We start from the raw sequence: 18,296 nt of genomic DNA, 5'->3' as shown, positions 1-18,296 counted from the left end.
CCCTTATTATTTAGCAAGTCGTAATCCGGTGAACTGCCACCTTAAATGTGGATGAAAAAAATTCCTGTAAGTACTTCTGCTGTGTCCTTCCGGTGTGGCAATAGATGCGCCCCGGAGTACCTTCTGATTGACCATAAATTTCCCATTATACTCTCCGATGGCTCCTGGTGCTTTACTGAATCCTGGATAAGGTAAATAAGCACTTTCTGTCCATTCCCATCGTTGCCCCCATTTAAAAGAATCTGCGGCTACCTCCCATTCAAACTCCGTAGGAAGCCGCAGTTTAGCCCAGCTGGCATAAGCGTAGGCTTCATAATAACTGATGTGTGTTAATGGTTCATGAAGTGCCACAGGTTGGAGCCCTGCAAGCGTATAAGTATGCCAAACATCCTCCACTAAATGCCAATACATTGGTGCAACAATGTGGTTGTTCTTTAGCCAGTCCCAACCTTCAGAATGCCACCAGTTAAAATTCTGATAGCCGCCACTGTTGATAAATTCAAGATACTCGGCATTACTAACCAAATTGGAACTGATGGAGAATTCTGGTAAATAAACCTGATGTCTACCCAGTTCATTGTCAAAACAGAAGTCTTTTCCGGCATAACCAATCTCATAAAGGCCCGCTTCAATTTTCCTCATTGCGCTGGATTCCAATTGATCTTGGGAATATTCCAGCTCCAGAGCTGGGCCCTGATGATCGCTCTGCTCATGACCTCCAGCATGCGCAACCCTTTCTTTACGGTAAGCAGGAAAAAGCGGATTATGTCCCAGAATATATTTGATATCGGTAAGTAATAATTCCTGATGTTGCTGTTCGTGATTAAAGCCTAGAAACAGTAATTCTTCTACCTTTGCCGGCAATGGATTCTCCAGAAATAGAATCATTTCCGCGTCTACATAAGCCCGATACTGATAAATCTCTTGTACGCCTGGCCGGCTCAAATTTCCTCTGTCCGTACGGATCACCCGATTTCCAATCGTTTCATAATAACTATTAAAAACATAATTATAGGCAGTATCGTAAACCTGATAACCCGCTGAATAGGGCTGTAAAATAAAGGTCTCAAAAAACCAGGTGGTATGCCCTAAATGCCATTTAGGAGGGCTCACATCCACAATGGGCTGCACCACATAGTCTTCAGTCTCTAAAGGTTCACAAATCTGTTCAGAATGTTTTCTAATCTGCAGGTACTGTTCCGAAAGTTTCATCAATTCGTATCTATGTATTTTTTAAGTTCTGTAATGGTAGTAACACGAATTGCTTTCGATTGTTTTTCCCTCATCATCAAGGCATAAGAATTGTTAAAACCTATAGGTTTAAGCCACTTCACCTGATATTTTTGCTGAAACGCTTTATTCACATAATCATAAACCTTCTCTTTATCCTGCCCCATTTCCTTCAGCAGGGACTGCGCAGGGGCTAATAAAACCAGTAAGCCCGTACCGGTATATTCAGGGTAAAAATCTATCTGATCATTGACCAGTGCATCAAAGCAGATTTTTGTACCACCCAAACCAGATTTTGTAGCGACCTGATAATTCGTGTTGCCTTCGATCAACATGCGATAGATCTGAGCAAGAATATATTGTTCGCCAAATATCTTTGAACCTATCCTCAGGACTTCCCCATTTCCATTGCGGGGATTTTTATAGAGTCCGACAGACATTAAAAAATCTTTAGCCACACGCTCCGGGCTTTGCTTCAGATAATCTGTACGATAATTAAGATCGATCATGGTAGCGTCGTTTATTTTCCCCGCCAGCTGATTCAAAACCGCTTCCAATTGTGGAAACTTCTTTAGAGCAGTTTGTCTGACAATAGGTACCGCATCATAAGGTGGAAATATTCCCTTATCATCTTTCAAAACCACCAAATCAAAAGCTTTTAACCTGCCATCAGTCGAATAGCCGCTGATCACATCGATCTCTTTTTCATAGGCAGCTTTGTACATTAGGGCATCACTAATCACCCTGGTCGGGATTTTCAAACCATAAACAGCCTTTAAGCCCAGGTCACCATCCTGCCTACCCATAAATTCAGGTGTAAAACCTGCGGTTAGTTTAGCGCCGATACTAGACACATCATGTCCATGATCATCGTCCGCCATCATCAGCGGCCAAAGTTTATATCCTAACACTGCAAGGATCAAAACCAAGCCTACAAAACTTATTTTTTTTAATTTAATCATATCTAATTTCTGAAGCCTTGATAGTAAAAAATCCAGGCTAATGGCTAAAAAAGCTGCTGGGATTGCTCCAGCAAGAATCATATTGCTATTGTTCAGGGAAATTCCTCCAAAAATAAATTCCCCAAGTCCACCGGCAGCAATAAAGGAAGCCAAGGTGGCTACACCTATATTAATTACCGCCGCTGTCCTGATTCCCGCAAGTATCACGGGCATAGCCAAAGGCAGCTCTACATGAAAGAGAACCTGTTTTTTATTCATCCCTAAGGCATTTGCCGCCTCCACCACATCCCGGTTTACACCGGTTATACCCGTATAAGTATTTCGGATAATCGGTAACAAGGCATAAACGAGTAAGGCAACGATCGCAGGTCTTGCACCGATGCCCAGTAAAGGAATCATAAAACCTAAGAGTGCGATACTTGGGATGGTTTGAAGTACACCTGCAAAGCCCAGAACCCCTGAAGCCCATTTTCTTTTTCTTGCGATAAACATCCCAAGAGGAAGACCTATCGCGATAGCGAGTACCAGTGCGGTAAAAGTGAGGCCAAGGTGTTGTACAGTCTGACTGACCAGCTTATCCTTTTGTTCCCACATGAAATTCCACAACGTTTGCTGACGATCATTCATGAATATTCTGTTGTTGATAGCGGTAAAAAGCCTGGCTCAGCTCCTGAAAATTAAAAGTTTTTATCCAGCCAGGACCATTGTCCAAAATAAAGCTAACATAGTCATTTTCTGTAAAATTAAAATAGGTAATTGCCAGCCAAACACTCAAATCTGCGGATTGAAATCTATCCTTTATTCCACCAGAATCCTTAGAAAAAGCAGCATCATTCCTTATTGTAGCAGGTTGGGGCAGCAACTCCCATAGGTCTTTGATGCGCGCGCATTTAAATTCCAATGCCAGCCGGGCACCATCCAGAAATTGACGCGCAAAATCATTCACAGGCCTATAAAGTAAATCTTTGGCTGTTCCAATTTGTACCACCTCCCCTTTGTTCATCAAACAAATCCGATCGGCCAGATCAAATGCCTCCTGAACATCATGCGTTACCATGACGATGGTTTTTCTTTTTAGCTCCTCCAAGGCCTTAAATTCTACATGGATCTCCGACCTGGTTACGTTATCGAGCGCCCCAAAAGGTTCATCCATCAGTAAAATTGCAGGATCCGCGACCAATGCCCTTGCCAAACCAACCCGTTGCTGTTGCCCCCCACTCAGTTCATGAGGAAACAAGGCCAGACAATCTGGAGACAGCCGAAGTTTTTCCAGCAATTCATGCGTCCGCTCCCGGGTCTTCTCGACCGTCCATTTGAGCAGTTTTGGGACGATGGCAATATTTTCAGAAATGGTATAATGAGGGAATAGCCCGATATTCTGCATCACATATCCTATTTTTCGCCTCAGCATTTCGGGCTTTTCATCTGATGCAGACTGACCATGGATACTAATTTTTCCAGCATCAGGTTCTATTAAGCGGTTGATCATTTTAAGCGTCGTAGTTTTACCACAACCACTCGTCCCTAAAAGCACCATGGTTTCACCGGATTCCACGGTAAAAGAAACATCTTTTACCGCCTGGGTATTTCCAAAACGCTTACTGACACCTGATAGTTCGATCATCTATTTGTATTCAAGGTTTATATATTGGTAATTTAAAGATTCTATCATTGAATTCCATTCCCCTACTTAATCTAATTTCATAAATAAATTATTCAAAGACTCCGAGAATGTGGGGTGTGCAAAAACACCATATCGAATTTTATCATAAGTAATCCCTCCTGCCATCGCCATTTGCAATACTGCCATAATTTCTCCAGCTTCGGCGGCAAGTATACTGGCACCCAATATTTTTTTACTTTTAGGATCCACAATGGCTTTCATAAAACCTAAGGTCTGACCGGTTTCTATGCCACGTGCGACCTGCGACATTGGTATTTTGGCTACTTTAAAATCCAATCCCTTTGCTTTCGCTGCTGCTTCAGAAAGCCCTATCCGGCCGAGCTGGGGATCAGTGAACATGCAATAAGGAACTTGTCTATCCTTTGTACTATGTTTTCCCTTTTCGATCAGATTCCGGTAAACAATCGTATAATCATTATAGGCAATGTGTGTAAATGCCGGACCTCCGTTGACATCCCCCAGTGCATAAACTCCCTTCACATTGGTTTCCAACCGTTCGTTCACCAAAATATATCCTTGCTCATCTGTTTTTACTCCTGGGATGTCCAGGTTTAAGGAACTCGTTTGTGGGGATCTGCCAATGGCGATTAAAAGGTGACTCGCTTTAACTGTTTTTGTTTTAGTGCTGGAGCTCAATTGGATTTGGAGCACTTTCAGCTCCTCCTTAACTTCTTTAATGGTCGTATTGGTCAGGATCTCCAAGCCCTCATCCTCCAATATTTTAGTCATTTCGGAGGAGACATCTTCGTCTTCACGCCCCATAATTTTGGAAGACTTTTCAAGGACCGTCACTTTACTGCCAAAGCGCTGAAATGCCTGAGCAAATTCCAATCCGATGTAATTCCCACCTAGCACCACCAGATGTTCAGGGATTTCCGTTAAATCCAGGATGCTGGTAGAAGTCAGGTAATTGATGTCATTCAAGCCTTTCAACTCCGGTATTTTAGGTTGGGCTCCGGTATTGATGAAAATCCAATCTGCAGAAAACACCAATTGCTCACCTGTACTTGTCGCAATCGTTAATTCTTTTGGACCAGAAAAAGTAGCGCTCCCCTGAATAAGATCCAATCCTTTAGTTGAAAAGATTCCTTTCTGCGCCCCATTTCTAAAGGAATCCACGATTTCGTCCTTCCGCTTTTTAATCTTCTTCAAATCAACTTTTACGGAACCGATTTCTACGCCCAGATGGCCAGCCATTCCGGCTTGATGTGCAGCATGAGCAGAAGCGATAATGGTTTTTGTAGGCGTACATCCATCATTGATACAAGTTCCCCCGACCATTCTTTGCTCGACAATCGCTGTCTTTTTCCCTGCTTCAGCCAGCTTTTTGGCCAATGGTACCCCGGCCTGTCCTGCGCCAATAATGATTGCATCGTAATGTTTCATATGCTGCTGCTTTTATTGATTCCAAAATGAACTAATTATTATAACTCCTATTCCGCGCAAATGTTTGGGTACAGCAAAGGAGCTTTTTGATAAAAGCTTAGCAATGGCAGAAGAAATATCATCCCATAAAAAAGCCCCCTGAAATAAATTCAGGGGGCTCCATTGCTCATTGCAATTGCACATATCATGAAGAATGCCGGCGCTTAAAAAACCAATTAATCTTCCGAGGTATTTTTCAATTTCATCAATAATGAATACGCGCCTTTTACCACGATCTGTTTCCCTTTTAAATCTGATTTTACCGCAGAGAAACCTTGTTCAGCAGCTCCTTTTTTCACTTCCGTCATTTTGAAGGCATCCTTGCCGTTTTGCACAAACACATAATCCTTATTTTCATAACTCACAAAAGCATCCTCAGGTAAAGCATCCACTTTATCGCTATTTACCTCCAATACTGCATTCATATACATGCCTGGCACCAGTTTTTGATCATATTGTTCAAAATCACAATGGACCGTTGTACTTCTTTCTTCATTTAGCGCGTGACTCACCAAGACCACCTTGGTCAGGTGTTTTTTATCTGGCTTGGAATTGCTGTAAGCCATCACCTGCTGACCAATTTTAATTTTGCTCAGGTCTTTTTCAAATACGGTAAGGTTCAAATGAATATTATCAGGATTCACCAATTCAAAAATCACATCTGAGGGCACCACATACTTCCCTATATTCACATTCACTTTACTCACATAGCCGTTAATCGGCGAATAAATCCCGATCGTCCTGCTGATATTGTCTTCTGTAAGTTTAGCCGGATTTAATCCGATCAACCTCAGCTTTTCTGCTAAAGCTTTACTTTCAATACTGAAATTTTTATACTCATTTTCTGCTTGCTGAAAAACCTTATCACTACCCGCTTTTGCCTGATGAAGTTCCCGCTGTCTGTTGTATTCTTTCAGCGCAAATCCCAATTTATTTTTTGTACTCAGGTAGTCCTGTTGCAATTGAATATACTGCGGATCTTCAATGGTGGCCAAGACCTGCCCCTTTCTTACCTGAGTTCCAGGCAGCATTTGTGTTGACTTCAAATACCCCCCTAGTGGCACACTGACCGACACCAAATTTTGAGGGGGCACTTCAATCTGTCCATTCAATTTAAGCACAGTGCTGATCTCCCGAGGTTGTACTTCCTGAATCTGCAAATCAATTTGTTTAACTTGCTCCGGACTGAGTTGTACGATACTTTCATCTGTTTTAAGGGCAACTTTAGACTCTTCTTTTGCAGTACTGCTGCATCCATAAATAAGTACAGGGATCAATAATGCTGGCAAATATTTAAAAACTATAGATTTCATGTTATTTTGATAAAAGGTAATTCAATTGAATGATACTGTTGTTCAGGTTAATAATGGCATTTAAATAATCCATACGGAGTGCTAAAGCCTGTTGGTTTAACATCGTCCATTCCAGGTAATTGATCTCCCCTTTTTGCAACTGTGTATTCAGTGTTTGCGTAATTTCTCTGGCGTTTTTTAAAGCATTGATTTCAAAATCATGCACGATTTCTCTATTCTTTTTCAACTGCTGAAGTCCGTCCTCCAACTCGGCTTGTAACTGTTTCCTTGCATAGCTGGTTTCATTGACAGCCAAATCCTGTTGTGTCCTGGCTGATTTTATCCTGGCCTTCTGTGCGCCAGAAAAGATCGGAATCCCAAGCCCAAGCTGAACGGAATGAAATCTCGAGCCTAAATCATAACGGAGACCATCCTGAAGACTCATGTTTTGATAGCCCAGGTTAATTTCTGGAAGCAATTTTGACTGTGCGACACTTGTTCCTGCTTTGGCCACCTGTTCCTGCTGTAAATGCAGCTTTAAAAAAGGATGATTTTCCAATGCTTCCGGATCTACCACAGTAAGCTCCAGCTTGAAATTAGCGGCTTGAGGTAAACGGCTTTCCGAACTATTAATCAACAACATAAATTGCTGCTGCAGGAAACTAAATTCTTTTTGTAACTCCTTCTTTTGTCTGTTGATTTGTGTCAATTGATTCTCCGCACTTGCCTTTTCCAGCATATTGGTTTCCCCTGCCTTGAACCTCAACGTGGCAATTCTCAAAAACTCCCGGTAGGTACTGTCCATAGCCTTTAACAAAGCTTCCTTTTCAGCGATCACCAACATTTCATAAAACATAGTGGTGGTCATCTTTCTTACCTCCGATTGCTTTAAATTTACATCCAACAACTTCAATTTCCAATCTTCGGACAACTGCTGCTTTTGTCGGCTGTAAACCGTTGGCAAACTGAGACTTTGGCTAATCCCAAAGGAATTGTCAATCAAATTGCTATTGAATTTCCCATACTGTCCGGATAAGTTTGCTTGTGGAATATCCATTCCGCTTTTAATCAATTGCTGCGCTTGTTCTGCCCTTAACTTTTGACCTTTAACCAACATGTTTGCGGCCGCTGCACTGTCTAAGGCTTCCTTTAAATCGATCGGTCTTTGTGCAAACGCAGAATTGGAAGGACTAAAAGCAAAAAACAACAAGATCATCGTGGCGATAGTCTTTGCTTTTTTACCCGGCTTTAAACCTTTCTCCACTGCGATGTATAAGATTGGTAAAACGAATAGTGTCAACAAGGTGGCAATCATTAATCCACCAATTACTACCGTAGCCAATGGCCGCTGTACTGCGGCACCTGCACCATTACTCAATGCCATTGGCAAAAAGCCCAAGGAAGCTACAAAAGCAGTCATCAGTACCGGTCTTAACCTCGTGTTTGTCCCCTGCATCACTACATTTTTCATATCCGTTTCTCCTGTTTTTTTAATGCGGTTGAACTCTGCAACCAATACAATCCCATTCAGCACGGCGATTCCAAATAAAGCGATAAACCCGACTCCTGCGCTGATGCTAAACGTCATCCCGCGAATCGCCAGCAGGAAGATCCCTCCAATTGCCGACAATGGGATGGCGGTATAAATTAACAGTCCATATTTTATAGAGTCAAATGCAAAATACAACAACAGGAAAATGAGAATCAGCGATACCGGAACAGCGACTGACAATCGCGATTTAGCTTCATTCAGATTTTCAAAAGATCCACCATAAGCCACAGTATAGCCTACCGGCAATTTGATCTCTTTATCCACCTTTTCCTGCAACTCATTTACGATGCTTTCCACATCTCTACCGTTCACATTAAAGCCTACCAACACCCTTCTTTGAGTGTTTTCCCGTTGAATTTGGCTTGGGCTATCTACCAGTTCCACTGTGGCCACCTGGCTCAATGGAATCTGGTTACCTGCAGGTGTTGGAATCAATAATTGCTGTACATCTGACAAGTCTTTTCTATTGTCATTATCTAGTCTAACCACCAATTCAAATCGTTTTTCTCCTTCAAAAACCAGCCCGGTACTCTGGCCCGCAAAGGCTGCATTGATATTCCTGTTGACTTCAGAAATGTTCAATCCATATTGCGCAATAGCAGCTCTGTTGTACTTAATTACTATTTGGGGTGTGCCACTGATCTGCTCCACATAATGCTCCGTTGTCCCTTCCACAGTTCGTACCACATTGCCTAACTTCTTGGCATAGACACTCAAAGTATCCAGGTTTTCACCATAAATCTTACAAACGACATCCTGCCTTGCCCCGGTCATCAGCTCATTAAATCGCATCTGTACAGGAAACTGAAAACTGGTGGTTACCCCAGGAACTTCAGCCGCTGCTTTGCTCATCTTTTCAGATAACTCATCAAAAGAACTGGCAGATGTCCATTCACTTTTCTTTTTAAGGTTGATGATCATATCGCCCATATCCATTGGCAATGGCTCGGTTGGCACCTCCGAACTCCCGATTTTAGTCACGATATTTTTTACTTCCGGGAACCTGGATTTCAAAATCGCAGAAACCTTTTGTACGTTTTCTATTGTGGTGTTCAGACTACTTCCCGAAAGCACCCTCGTTTCCACCGCATAATCACCTTCTTCGATAGAGGGAATAAACTCCCCACCCAATCGCGTCAATAAAAACACAGCAAAGACAAACATGGTCACCACTACGGTCAGAATGAGTTTTGGAATGCCCAATGCACGATTTAAGATCTTGCTATAACCGGCTTCTATTTTTGCCATCAGGCGATCCGAGAAATTCTTTTTATCGCTTATCTTTTTGCTTAAAAATACCGTGCTCATCATCGGTATATAGGTTAACGATAAGATAAAGGCACCCAAAAGTGCAAAAGCCACCGTTTGTGCCATCGGCTTAAACATCTTCCCTTCAATCCCCTGCAAACTGAAAATCGGCAGGTAAACGATCAGAATAATGATCTGTCCGAATACGGCACTATTCATCATTTTTGAAGAAGCACTTTTCACTTCTTTATCCATTTCCTGCTGTGACAGCGTATGTAGTCCGGCGAATTTCTTGCTGTGTGTGAGCTGATGCATGACCGCCTCTACGATAATCACCGCACCGTCCACAATCAATCCAAAATCCAGGGCGCCAAGGCTCATCAGGTTTCCACTTACGCCAAATAAATTCATCATGATGATGGCAAACAGCATGGACAGTGGAATCACAGAAGCCACAAGCAAACCTGCCCGGACGTTCCCTAAAAACAAAACCAATACGAAAATAACAATCAATGCCCCTTCCATCAGGTTAGTTTTCACGGTGTCTATCGCATTGCTCACCATATCTGTACGATCCAGGAATGGCTCTACAACGACCCCTTCCGGCAAAGTTTTTTGAATTTCGGCAATCTTGGATTTGATACTTTCAATCACCACATTACTATTGGCACCTTTTAACATCATAACAATTCCGCCGGAAACTTCCCCTTCATCATTGTAAATTAAGGCACCATATCTGGTTGCTGAACCAATCTTTACTTCTGCAACATCGCGGATGAGCAAAGGCACATTGTTATTCTTGTTTTTGATGACTACATTTTCGATGTCGTCTTTATTTTCAATCAATCCTTCACTTCGGATGTAGCTTACAGAAGATTGCTTTTCTATATAGGAACCGCCAGTATTTTGGTTGTTGCTTTCCAAGGCATTAAACACATCGGCAATAGTGATTCCATGGGATTGTAACTTATTGGGATTAATGGCCACCTCATATTGCTTGAGCTTACCACCAAAACTACTCACCTCAGCCACGCCTTTTACGCCTAAAAGTTGGCGCCGGACCACCCAATCCTGGAGGGTTCGCAATTCTGTAATGTCGTATTTGTTTTCGTAGCCTTTTTTCGGTTTCAATACATATTGGTAAATCTCACCGAGACCTGTAGAAATAGGCCCCATTTCAGGTTTCCCAATTCCATCTGGAATACTGGCCTGTACCGTCAACAATCGCTCTGAAACTTGCTGTCTGGCCCAATAAACATCTACATCGTCATTAAAAACGAGCGTCACCAAGGATAGACCAAACCTGCTATAGCTCCGGATTTCCTTAATTCCTGCGATATTACTACTTGCCTGTTCTACAGGGAAAGTCACCAGTCTTTCGATATCTGTTGCCCCATAAGAAGGTGCAGAGGTGATGATTTGTACTTGATTATTAGTGATGTCAGGTACCGCATCTACGGGCAGCTTTGTCAATTCAAAAGCACCATAAATGATCAGCGCAATTGTAAATAGCGCCACTATGAGTTTATTCTTTACAGAAAACCCAATGATTTTATTCAACATAAAAAAATTGTATTATGATTTATTCTTCTAACAATAAAAGCTAAGCCAAGGAATTATCCCCTTGGATTAGTAGCATAAATCATACTTTTGGCGGCTGCCAAATGGTATCCAGGTAGGCAAATGGAACATGATCATCATTATAAATGACCGGACGATTCCGTATGATGGCACTGAAAGTTTTGATGAGGTATTTATGGAATGGTGGAGTCGCTGAACTTGTTAAAACGAAGTTTTGATCGATCGACTTAAAGGGCAATTGGTTATCGCGCTCCTGGTCATTGTCAGTATGCGGAATAGAATTATAATGGTCAAAAATAAACGTAGAGAAGGTAATATCCTCATTTATAGCCTTGTGCTCAAAATAGTGTTGAAAAAGTAAGGGCAGTTTAATTAATTCCTGCAATCCGGTAGAAAAAATGAGGAGGATTAAAGTTATAAATATGGAAACGTGCTTCTTCAACTCCCCAAATGTATTGGTTTCTTTGCTCCAAAAAAAGGAAAAGACCGTAACTTTTATATTAAATTTAGTTACGATTCTTAAAAAAACCTCAGCCATCAGTTGGCTTTAACTGATGGCTGAGGGCTTATCATTTATTTTTCTTTAAGCACAAAAGGCAGATCAGCTCGAATATCCGATTTCTTCATATTCCTTAATTCTACCAATGGGAATTTCTCCGATCCAAAGGAATTGTCTTTAATGATCACTTTTGTATCGGCAGTTAACAAGATCGCTGGTCGTTTATCTCCCCTTTTCATGAAATTGGTTTGTATGATTTTATTGCCTTGGAATATTAGACCGTTGGTACTTCTGGCGGCAAGTATCGGATCATCATATACCTTAAAAGTATTGTTCAGGATACGAATGTTTTTATGCACCCAGTAATTTGGAACAAGTTCCGCATTTTGAGGAAAGATGTTGATGACATAATTGTTTGGATAACTGTTATAAGCACAGTCTGTAAACTCATTATTTCTGATGGTCACATCTGTTACCGGCCCGGATTCGAACCACCCCATAGCATCATTTTCAATTAGAATGGCGTGCATCCCCAGGCGGAAGAAATTGTTATTTTCTATCAGCACTTTCCTGCGGGTAGTCACCAATATTCCCCGCGCATTTGAAGCTGCAAACCTGGAATTTCTTACCGTCAAGGAGGGAGTCCAGGTTATATTTTCGACAAAATCACCTGTTTTAAGCAGTCCGGAAACTTCAGAAGTTAAGGTGATCAGGATTTCCTTTTCATTGATCAGCTTGACGCTTTTGACCACATTATTTTCGAATATCTGTAAGGATTTAGCGCGAAGTAAGCCAACGGTATCTCCCTTTACAAAAGCTTCGAAGCCATAAGTCTGGCCATGCATAAACCGCAGCCGCAATTGATTTCCAGCTACAATTTCCATCACTTTCAAATGGGTACCATGTACATTTATGGCATCATCATGCAGGCCACTGAACCTGCAGTTCTCAACCGTAATCTGTCCTTTACAACCAGAGAAATGCATTCCATCCGCGGAGGATGCAATCAATCTCCCGCTGCCTTTTTTAGGTTCCACATAAACGCTATCGTAATGGAGGTTTTCAGAAAACTGGGAGATAATTCCCAGACCATGCATGAAATTCATGTGTACATTTTGCAAGGAGATATTTTTAGATCGATTGTTAAAAGCCCCCACATAGTCGCGGTAACGATCACGTACAGTGAGCACTTCTCCCGGTTTTGCCTTGAACTTCGAAAAATCTCCTTCAAATTTAACCAGTAAGGGAGCAACAACATGTGCAGTGCTTTTCAAGAAAGGATCCCAGGAACTGTAAGTGTTGACACCAGTTTCCGGATTCAACAGTACCGCATGAAAATTCTTAGTGATCCATTTTTCACCGTACCATTGTAAGGTTCCATTGATAATGTCGAATTTAGAATCCGGATGTATTTCTGCGAGCACAAAAGCCGGATTGACTTCCTTTATCTTCAGCTCTGACATTCCCGGACGTTCATAATCAAAACTCAGATTTTGAATGCGAATGTTCTCGCAATTGTCCAGAATCCAGGTGGCCATTTTCCCATGAAATACAAAATTGGAATTATTCCCCTCTATGGTTATATTTTTCAACTGCTTCAGTAATAAGCCCGCCTTAATTTTTTTGGAAGCATATTCCTCTACTGTGGAAGTATTACTGATGTAATAAGTATTCTCCAAAGCCTGGTCTGGCCAGAAATCATACCTGCCTTTAGGGAAAATAACTCTTGAATTTGGTTGGTCCCGACAGGCTTCAATTGCTTTCGCAAGCCCGGCAGTAGCATCCGCAAACGTATTGGGTTCAACACCAAATTTCCTCACATCAATATCTTGAGCGAAAGACAGTTTACAGCAGAAAAGTAATAAAATCAGTAGTCTAGGTTTCATAAGGGTATTATTTGGTATTTGTTTCGTTATTGAAGCATAAATGTGGTTCCTATGCCCCTCCTAAGTATAGAGCCAAATATAGGTCGGCACACACTTATGTATTTTAATTTTTACAAAAAAAACCAAATGCAATTCCTGTCCACACAAAAGCAGTATATTTATACTCCTATTAAAAACACGACATGATGAAACTACAATTTCCAGTTGTTGGCCTCCTAAGTGGGATGCTACTACTTAGCTGCAATTCCTCCGACAAAAAATTAAGTGCTGACAAAAATAACAGTGACAGCACAGTTAAAATGCAACAATCTGCTGAAAGTACTAATGATACCACGGCCACAAAAGAACATAAAACTGACCTTAAAACAGTTGAACTGGTCAAGCTTAAATTAAGTACCATGTTCAAGGATGATCTGGCTAAAAACCTGATTGACGCGCAAAGCAGAAAATTTAAGCTATTTGAATACAACCTCAATGAAGATCCTAAAAAGGAAATATTTGTGGGCTTAACAGGCTCCTATTTCTGCGGATCTGGAGGCTGCACCCTACTTCTACTTAGCCCCGAAGGAGAATTGATCAATAAATTTACAGTTGTAGACTACCCTATTATGGTTGGCAACACCACGAGTAAAGGCTGGAAAGATTTAATTCTTCCTAGTAATGGTAAAGACCACCTGATGAAATTCAATGGCAAAAACTACCCTTCAAATCCGAGTACACAAGCAGTTCATCCTGTGGATGCTAAACAGGACCTAGTGAAGGGTTTAAATCCTACGGATGAATCTTTCGATTGGTAAACCTTCACAATCCAGGGCTGCTCAATAAGATCATCCCTGGATTTTCTTTAGATAGCACACAAAACCTCCTACACAGGATTTGACTGATCAGCCAGATTACGGATATACACTTCTTGTTGTGGAAAAGGAATATTGATTTTATGCTCCTTGAAGGCCGCTGTAATTGCTATAATAAGGTCACTTCTTGTGGCATATGCTTCTCCAATATGTTTTGTCCAGAAATAGATTTTAAGGTCAATAGCGCTATCTCCAAACTGTTCAAATTGAACAATCGGAGCTGGATTTTTACCAATGCGTTGATCCTTGTTTAGGATATCGGTTAGTAATTGTCTGCATTTTTCAAGATCTGAGTCGTAAGCAATACCGATCATGATGGATACCCGTTTCCGGTTTCCAGCAAGGGACCAATTGATCAGATGCGCATTTAAAATATCACCATTCGGCACAACTACATCTGCGCCATCCCAATTGGAAATCACACTACTTCTAAAGCCAATGGACTTCATTGTACCCCCTTGGCCGGCGATGTCTACGATATCCCCTACATTAACGGGTTTTTCAAAGGCAATAATCAATCCGCTCACCAGGTTGTTCACTAAGGTCTGCAAACCAAAACCGATACCTACACCTAAAGCTCCCAGGACGATGGTAATCCGATCTACCGGTATACCTGCCGCAGCAACTGCTAAAAATAACCCCACACAAAGGATCGCAATACGGACCAACAGCAACCAACTTCCAATCCCTTGTCGCTCGTTCTTATCCTTTCCCGTGGAAACCTGCCTATCTGCAACAAAAAAGGAAACGATCTTAGAAATCAGGACAGAACTCCCCATAATACCCACAAAAAGGAGCATATTATTAATACTGAAAGTATAATTACCGAGTGTGCGATCCTCGCTAAAAAAAGTTAACAACGGTTTTGAAAGGTAATCAAAGGAAGGGAAATTACGTCCTAATAGCACCAGCCAGCCGATGATCAACAACACATAAAACAATAGCGGAGCCTTTTTGCCTACCCTTTCCGGATTCAGGTAAAACAACTTTCTATCCTGAGCAGAATACACATTAAAAGCCATCAATAACCCCTCATTAATCAACCTCAGCGTCCATAGAAAGAGAATTGCAATCACGACATTGAGAAATCCACTAATGAATAGTGTTTTTGACAGGTTATAACGCCCGAAAACATTGGCGATGACCGCGGCAAACTCCAGGAACACCATGAAAGCGATTGACCAGCTGATCCATTTTTCCTTTAACTCCTCCTGATTTCCTTTGATTAAGGTTAAGGCCCCTACTAATACCGCAAGGATCGAAGTGATCAACATAAACCAACGCTCCGCAGCAGAAGCTTGTAAGATCAGATTATCTCCTGCGGCAAATAGAAAAAACAACACCATAAACAACCATACACGCATCCAAAAGGCGCTTACAAATCCCTTGAAAATGACCGTTAAACAAATGCAGGAAACCGTCCAAAAAATAAAGTTTAAAATAAAGGGAGGTGCAGGAAAAATGAACTGAAATAGAGTGACCACAATCAATATGGCGGAAAGCAAAGGATACCTCAATACCAATTGCCCCTCAAAATCAGATTTTAGGAGATTACCCTTAACATAAATATTTTTAAGAGATCTCAAATAGACGAAGGAAGTGATGCAGAGCAACACCAATAAGATCATTTTACCTGCATTATTTTCAACGTAAAAGCTGAAAGCCAACAGTCCTTTTGTTTTCGAAAAATCGAGAATCTCTATCAGTGGACGATTAAAGTTCTGAGGATGCCAGATGTTTGGAAACTCCCTTTTGAAGGTATGATCCACCATATCTTTCTGATAAGCGTCAATCTCTTCTAAACTACCTTGAAGTTTAAAAACAGTCATATTGACCTGATTCAGGAGACTTTGAATGTTGTTACTTGCGATGTTTAAGGTGGTATCCACAGGACCTGTTTCATAGGCAATGACTTCTATTTTTTGAAGGTATTTCATGAGTGTGGTAGAATCCCCTGGAAACTTAAACAAGGCTGGCACACTCAATAGAGAATCCAGCTGGTAGCGTAAAGTGTTGATATCCTGCTGACGAACTTCTAATTTCGCTTTTCTGGTATTGGCTTTATTGAGCAGCTCTGATAATATTTTAGCTGTAGCGGTTAAGTTCCGAAAAGTTTGAGCTTTACCTTTGTTGGTAAAAACCCCATCACCGGCAATGGTAAAATCTTTGTCAATCGCAATCAGGTCAGTCTTTGTACCAGTGGTATCCAGATTGGTTTTCAGATAGATCTTTGCTTTTTGCATCGTTCTCCTGATCTCTTCAAAAGTTTTAATCTGAGCAGTTGTGGCCTTATCAGCAGCAAAATCATCGGCACTCCTCTTTGCAGACACTTTTGCAAAAGCCTGCATTTTGCCTACAAAGTCGAGTTTTGCACTATCCGTTCTATTGCCCTTTTTCAGTGAATCTTTTGTCTGCGCATTTAAAGACAACAGGCTAGATACACACGCAAAAAACAGAAACAAAACACTAATTTTTCTAAAAACGACCATCTACTCTTGTTTAAACTTCAATAATACGGAAAATGCAGCATTTATTTTTCTTCAAAAAGGCAAAGCAAAAAAGCGCTGTATTTGTTGTATAAAAAAACACAGATTAAAATGAGAAAAATTCTCCTACTTGTCTTTGCGACAATATTAACCCTAAACACCTTCGCGCAAAACCGTCCTGTTGTAAAACAAGATATCATTCAAAAAACCAACGGAGAAGAATTGAAGGGTAGGCTGACTAAAATTAACGAAAATGAAGTCAGCTTCATATACCCCGGTGAAACCGTAGAATACACGATCAAGAAATCTGAAATCGCCAAAATCATTCATTCCAGCGGCAGAGTTGAGGTTTTCGGACAAGCGTCCCTCCCTGCTGTTGATCGGCAAAAAGACCCGGTCAGCATGTCGGCCACACCAGTTGACCACCATAATAAAATTGCCATTTTACCCTTTACCTATCTGCTGGACAACCAGCCAGGAGCTGAGCAAATCGGTTATAAAGCACAGGAAGATACTTATGAATTCTTGTCTAAACATGCTGCAGGATACACCATCCTTGATCCTAGAACCACCAATGCTAAATTAACTCAGGCGGGTGTTACCAAAGAGAAAATGATGGGATTTACCATGAAGGACATTTGTGATATCCTTGGCGTAGAATATGTGATTGATGGTACGGTTATTCAGAATAAAGGTTACCAAACCAGTACCGCTACCGGAAGCTCCAATACTAAGGTAAAAAGAGATGCTGAGGAGAAAGTAAAAGGAGTTTCTAATGCGAACACCAATTACGTTAATTCGGTACAAAGGTATGAAGTGAGTGTTAGCCTGCACATTTACATGGACAACAATGCGAGTATTTATAATCAAACGCACAAGGCCTTCCTAACCAACACCGATGGAGCTTACAATAGTCCATTGGAATATTTGCTAAAAAGATCTCCCTTGTATCGAAAATAAGCGTAGAATGATATCCAATCAAAGCTCTGGCATGAAAGTGGTACTGTGTTTTGTAAAAATCACAAATTATGAATCTACCATCATTTAAGCGGATCAACTTTAAAAAGGTGAAGAAGGATGTCAAGGAAGGTTTTAATAGTCTTGCTTCTGGGGGATTTAAACAGATATTTAGTAGGATTGACCAGGTAAATATCAAAAAAGGAGTGGATACCATAGGTATCGACAAATTCGTGAATCAATGTGCATTAATGGCTGCTGGTTCAGGCTTAATCACCGGAGTAGGTGGCGTTGGAACAATGTTGATTGGCACTCCGGTGGATATGGTCAACATCATTACCCAGCAATTCCGGGTTACCTTGGCTATTTCCTATTACCATACCGGCAAATATAGAATCAGTTTTGAAGACTTCTTTAAAATTGTAGCCTCCTCTGTTAAGGCCGATACCAAATTGATCTTAAGTAAGAACATCATGGAAGAAGTTGCAGAGAAAATTTTGATGAATTTAGGCGCTAAAGCTAGTCGGCGGTTAGTACCTGTAGTTGGTGGCGTGATTGGCGGAACAGTTAACTACCTGTTTATTAAAAACCTGGCAAAGGAATTAATGGAGCGGCCGCGCTAAATTCGCGCATCCGCATT

At 41.2% G+C, this 18,296-nt stretch carries 12 protein-coding genes; 3 read left to right on the top strand and 9 right to left on the bottom strand.

The genetic code is table 11. The features are described 5' to 3' along the window. Positions 1-6: 6 nt before the first annotated feature. From egtB to GM920_RS01650, 8 genes are all read right to left on the bottom strand, one after another. Entirely contained in the window at positions 7-1,212 is a 1,206-nt protein-coding gene (gene egtB / locus GM920_RS01685; RefSeq protein WP_182952879.1) for an ergothioneine biosynthesis protein EgtB, read from the bottom strand. Beyond that, on the bottom strand, positions 1,212-2,819 hold the full coding sequence (locus tag GM920_RS01680) for an ABC transporter permease/substrate-binding protein (RefSeq protein ID WP_182952878.1): 1,608 nt from the start codon (positions 2,817-2,819) through the stop codon (positions 1,212-1,214). The genes egtB and GM920_RS01680 overlap by 1 nt, the downstream gene beginning before the upstream one ends. Next, positions 2,812-3,816, bottom strand: a complete 1,005-nt coding sequence (locus GM920_RS01675) for an ABC transporter ATP-binding protein (protein ID WP_182952877.1) — start codon at positions 3,814-3,816, stop codon at positions 2,812-2,814. Before GM920_RS01675 ends, GM920_RS01680 begins: the two co-directional genes overlap by 8 nt. A gap of 66 nt (positions 3,817-3,882) precedes the next feature. Continuing rightward, positions 3,883-5,262, bottom strand: a complete 1,380-nt coding sequence (locus GM920_RS01670) for a mercuric reductase (protein ID WP_182952876.1) — start codon at positions 5,260-5,262, stop codon at positions 3,883-3,885. A gap of 215 nt (positions 5,263-5,477) precedes the next feature. Continuing rightward, complete coding sequence (locus GM920_RS01665) at positions 5,478-6,614, bottom strand: efflux RND transporter periplasmic adaptor subunit (protein ID WP_182952875.1); 1,137 nt, start codon at positions 6,612-6,614, stop codon at positions 5,478-5,480. 1 nt (position 6,615) lies between these two features. Then, the gene (locus GM920_RS01660) at positions 6,616-10,956 is read right to left on the bottom strand and encodes a CusA/CzcA family heavy metal efflux RND transporter (RefSeq protein ID WP_182952874.1); all 4,341 of its coding nucleotides are present in this window, start codon (positions 10,954-10,956) and stop codon (positions 6,616-6,618) included. Between the two features lie 79 nt (positions 10,957-11,035). Next, a complete protein-coding gene (locus GM920_RS01655; RefSeq protein WP_182952873.1) occupies positions 11,036-11,512 on the bottom strand; it encodes a hypothetical protein in 477 nt (158 codons plus the stop codon). Between the two features lie 35 nt (positions 11,513-11,547). Continuing rightward, positions 11,548-13,359: a right-handed parallel beta-helix repeat-containing protein gene (locus tag GM920_RS01650; RefSeq protein WP_182952872.1), complete on the bottom strand. Its 1,812-nt coding sequence runs from the start codon at positions 13,357-13,359 to the stop codon at positions 11,548-11,550. Between the two features lie 182 nt (positions 13,360-13,541). Between GM920_RS01650 and GM920_RS01645 the strand changes: the two genes are divergently transcribed. Further along, the gene (locus GM920_RS01645; RefSeq protein WP_182952871.1) at positions 13,542-14,156 is read left to right on the top strand and encodes a hypothetical protein; all 615 of its coding nucleotides are present in this window, start codon (positions 13,542-13,544) and stop codon (positions 14,154-14,156) included. A 68-nt stretch (positions 14,157-14,224) separates the two neighbouring features. Here the strand turns inward: GM920_RS01645 and GM920_RS01640 are convergent, their stop codons facing one another. Then, on the bottom strand, positions 14,225-16,702 hold the full coding sequence (locus GM920_RS01640; protein WP_182952870.1) for a mechanosensitive ion channel family protein: 2,478 nt from the start codon (positions 16,700-16,702) through the stop codon (positions 14,225-14,227). Positions 16,703-16,810: 108 nt separating this feature from the next. On the opposite strand from GM920_RS01640, the gene GM920_RS01635 reads away from it, so the two are divergent. Together GM920_RS01635 and GM920_RS01630 are read left to right on the top strand one after the other, a co-directional pair. Further along, the gene (locus GM920_RS01635) at positions 16,811-17,659 is read left to right on the top strand and encodes a hypothetical protein (protein ID WP_182952869.1); all 849 of its coding nucleotides are present in this window, start codon (positions 16,811-16,813) and stop codon (positions 17,657-17,659) included. 68 nt (positions 17,660-17,727) lie between these two features. Next, positions 17,728-18,279 carry a hypothetical protein gene (locus tag GM920_RS01630; RefSeq protein WP_182952868.1) on the top strand — a complete coding sequence of 184 codons (552 nt, stop codon included), beginning with the start codon at positions 17,728-17,730 and terminating at the stop codon, positions 18,277-18,279. Positions 18,280-18,296 lie beyond the last annotated feature (17 nt).

Origin of the sequence: Pedobacter gandavensis (assembly GCF_014172405.1) — a bacterium.
GTDB lineage: Bacteria > Bacteroidota > Bacteroidia > Sphingobacteriales > Sphingobacteriaceae > Pedobacter > Pedobacter gandavensis.
The sequence above is the reverse complement of the archived record's forward strand: the minus strand, read 5'-3'. Positions and strand labels throughout refer to the sequence as shown.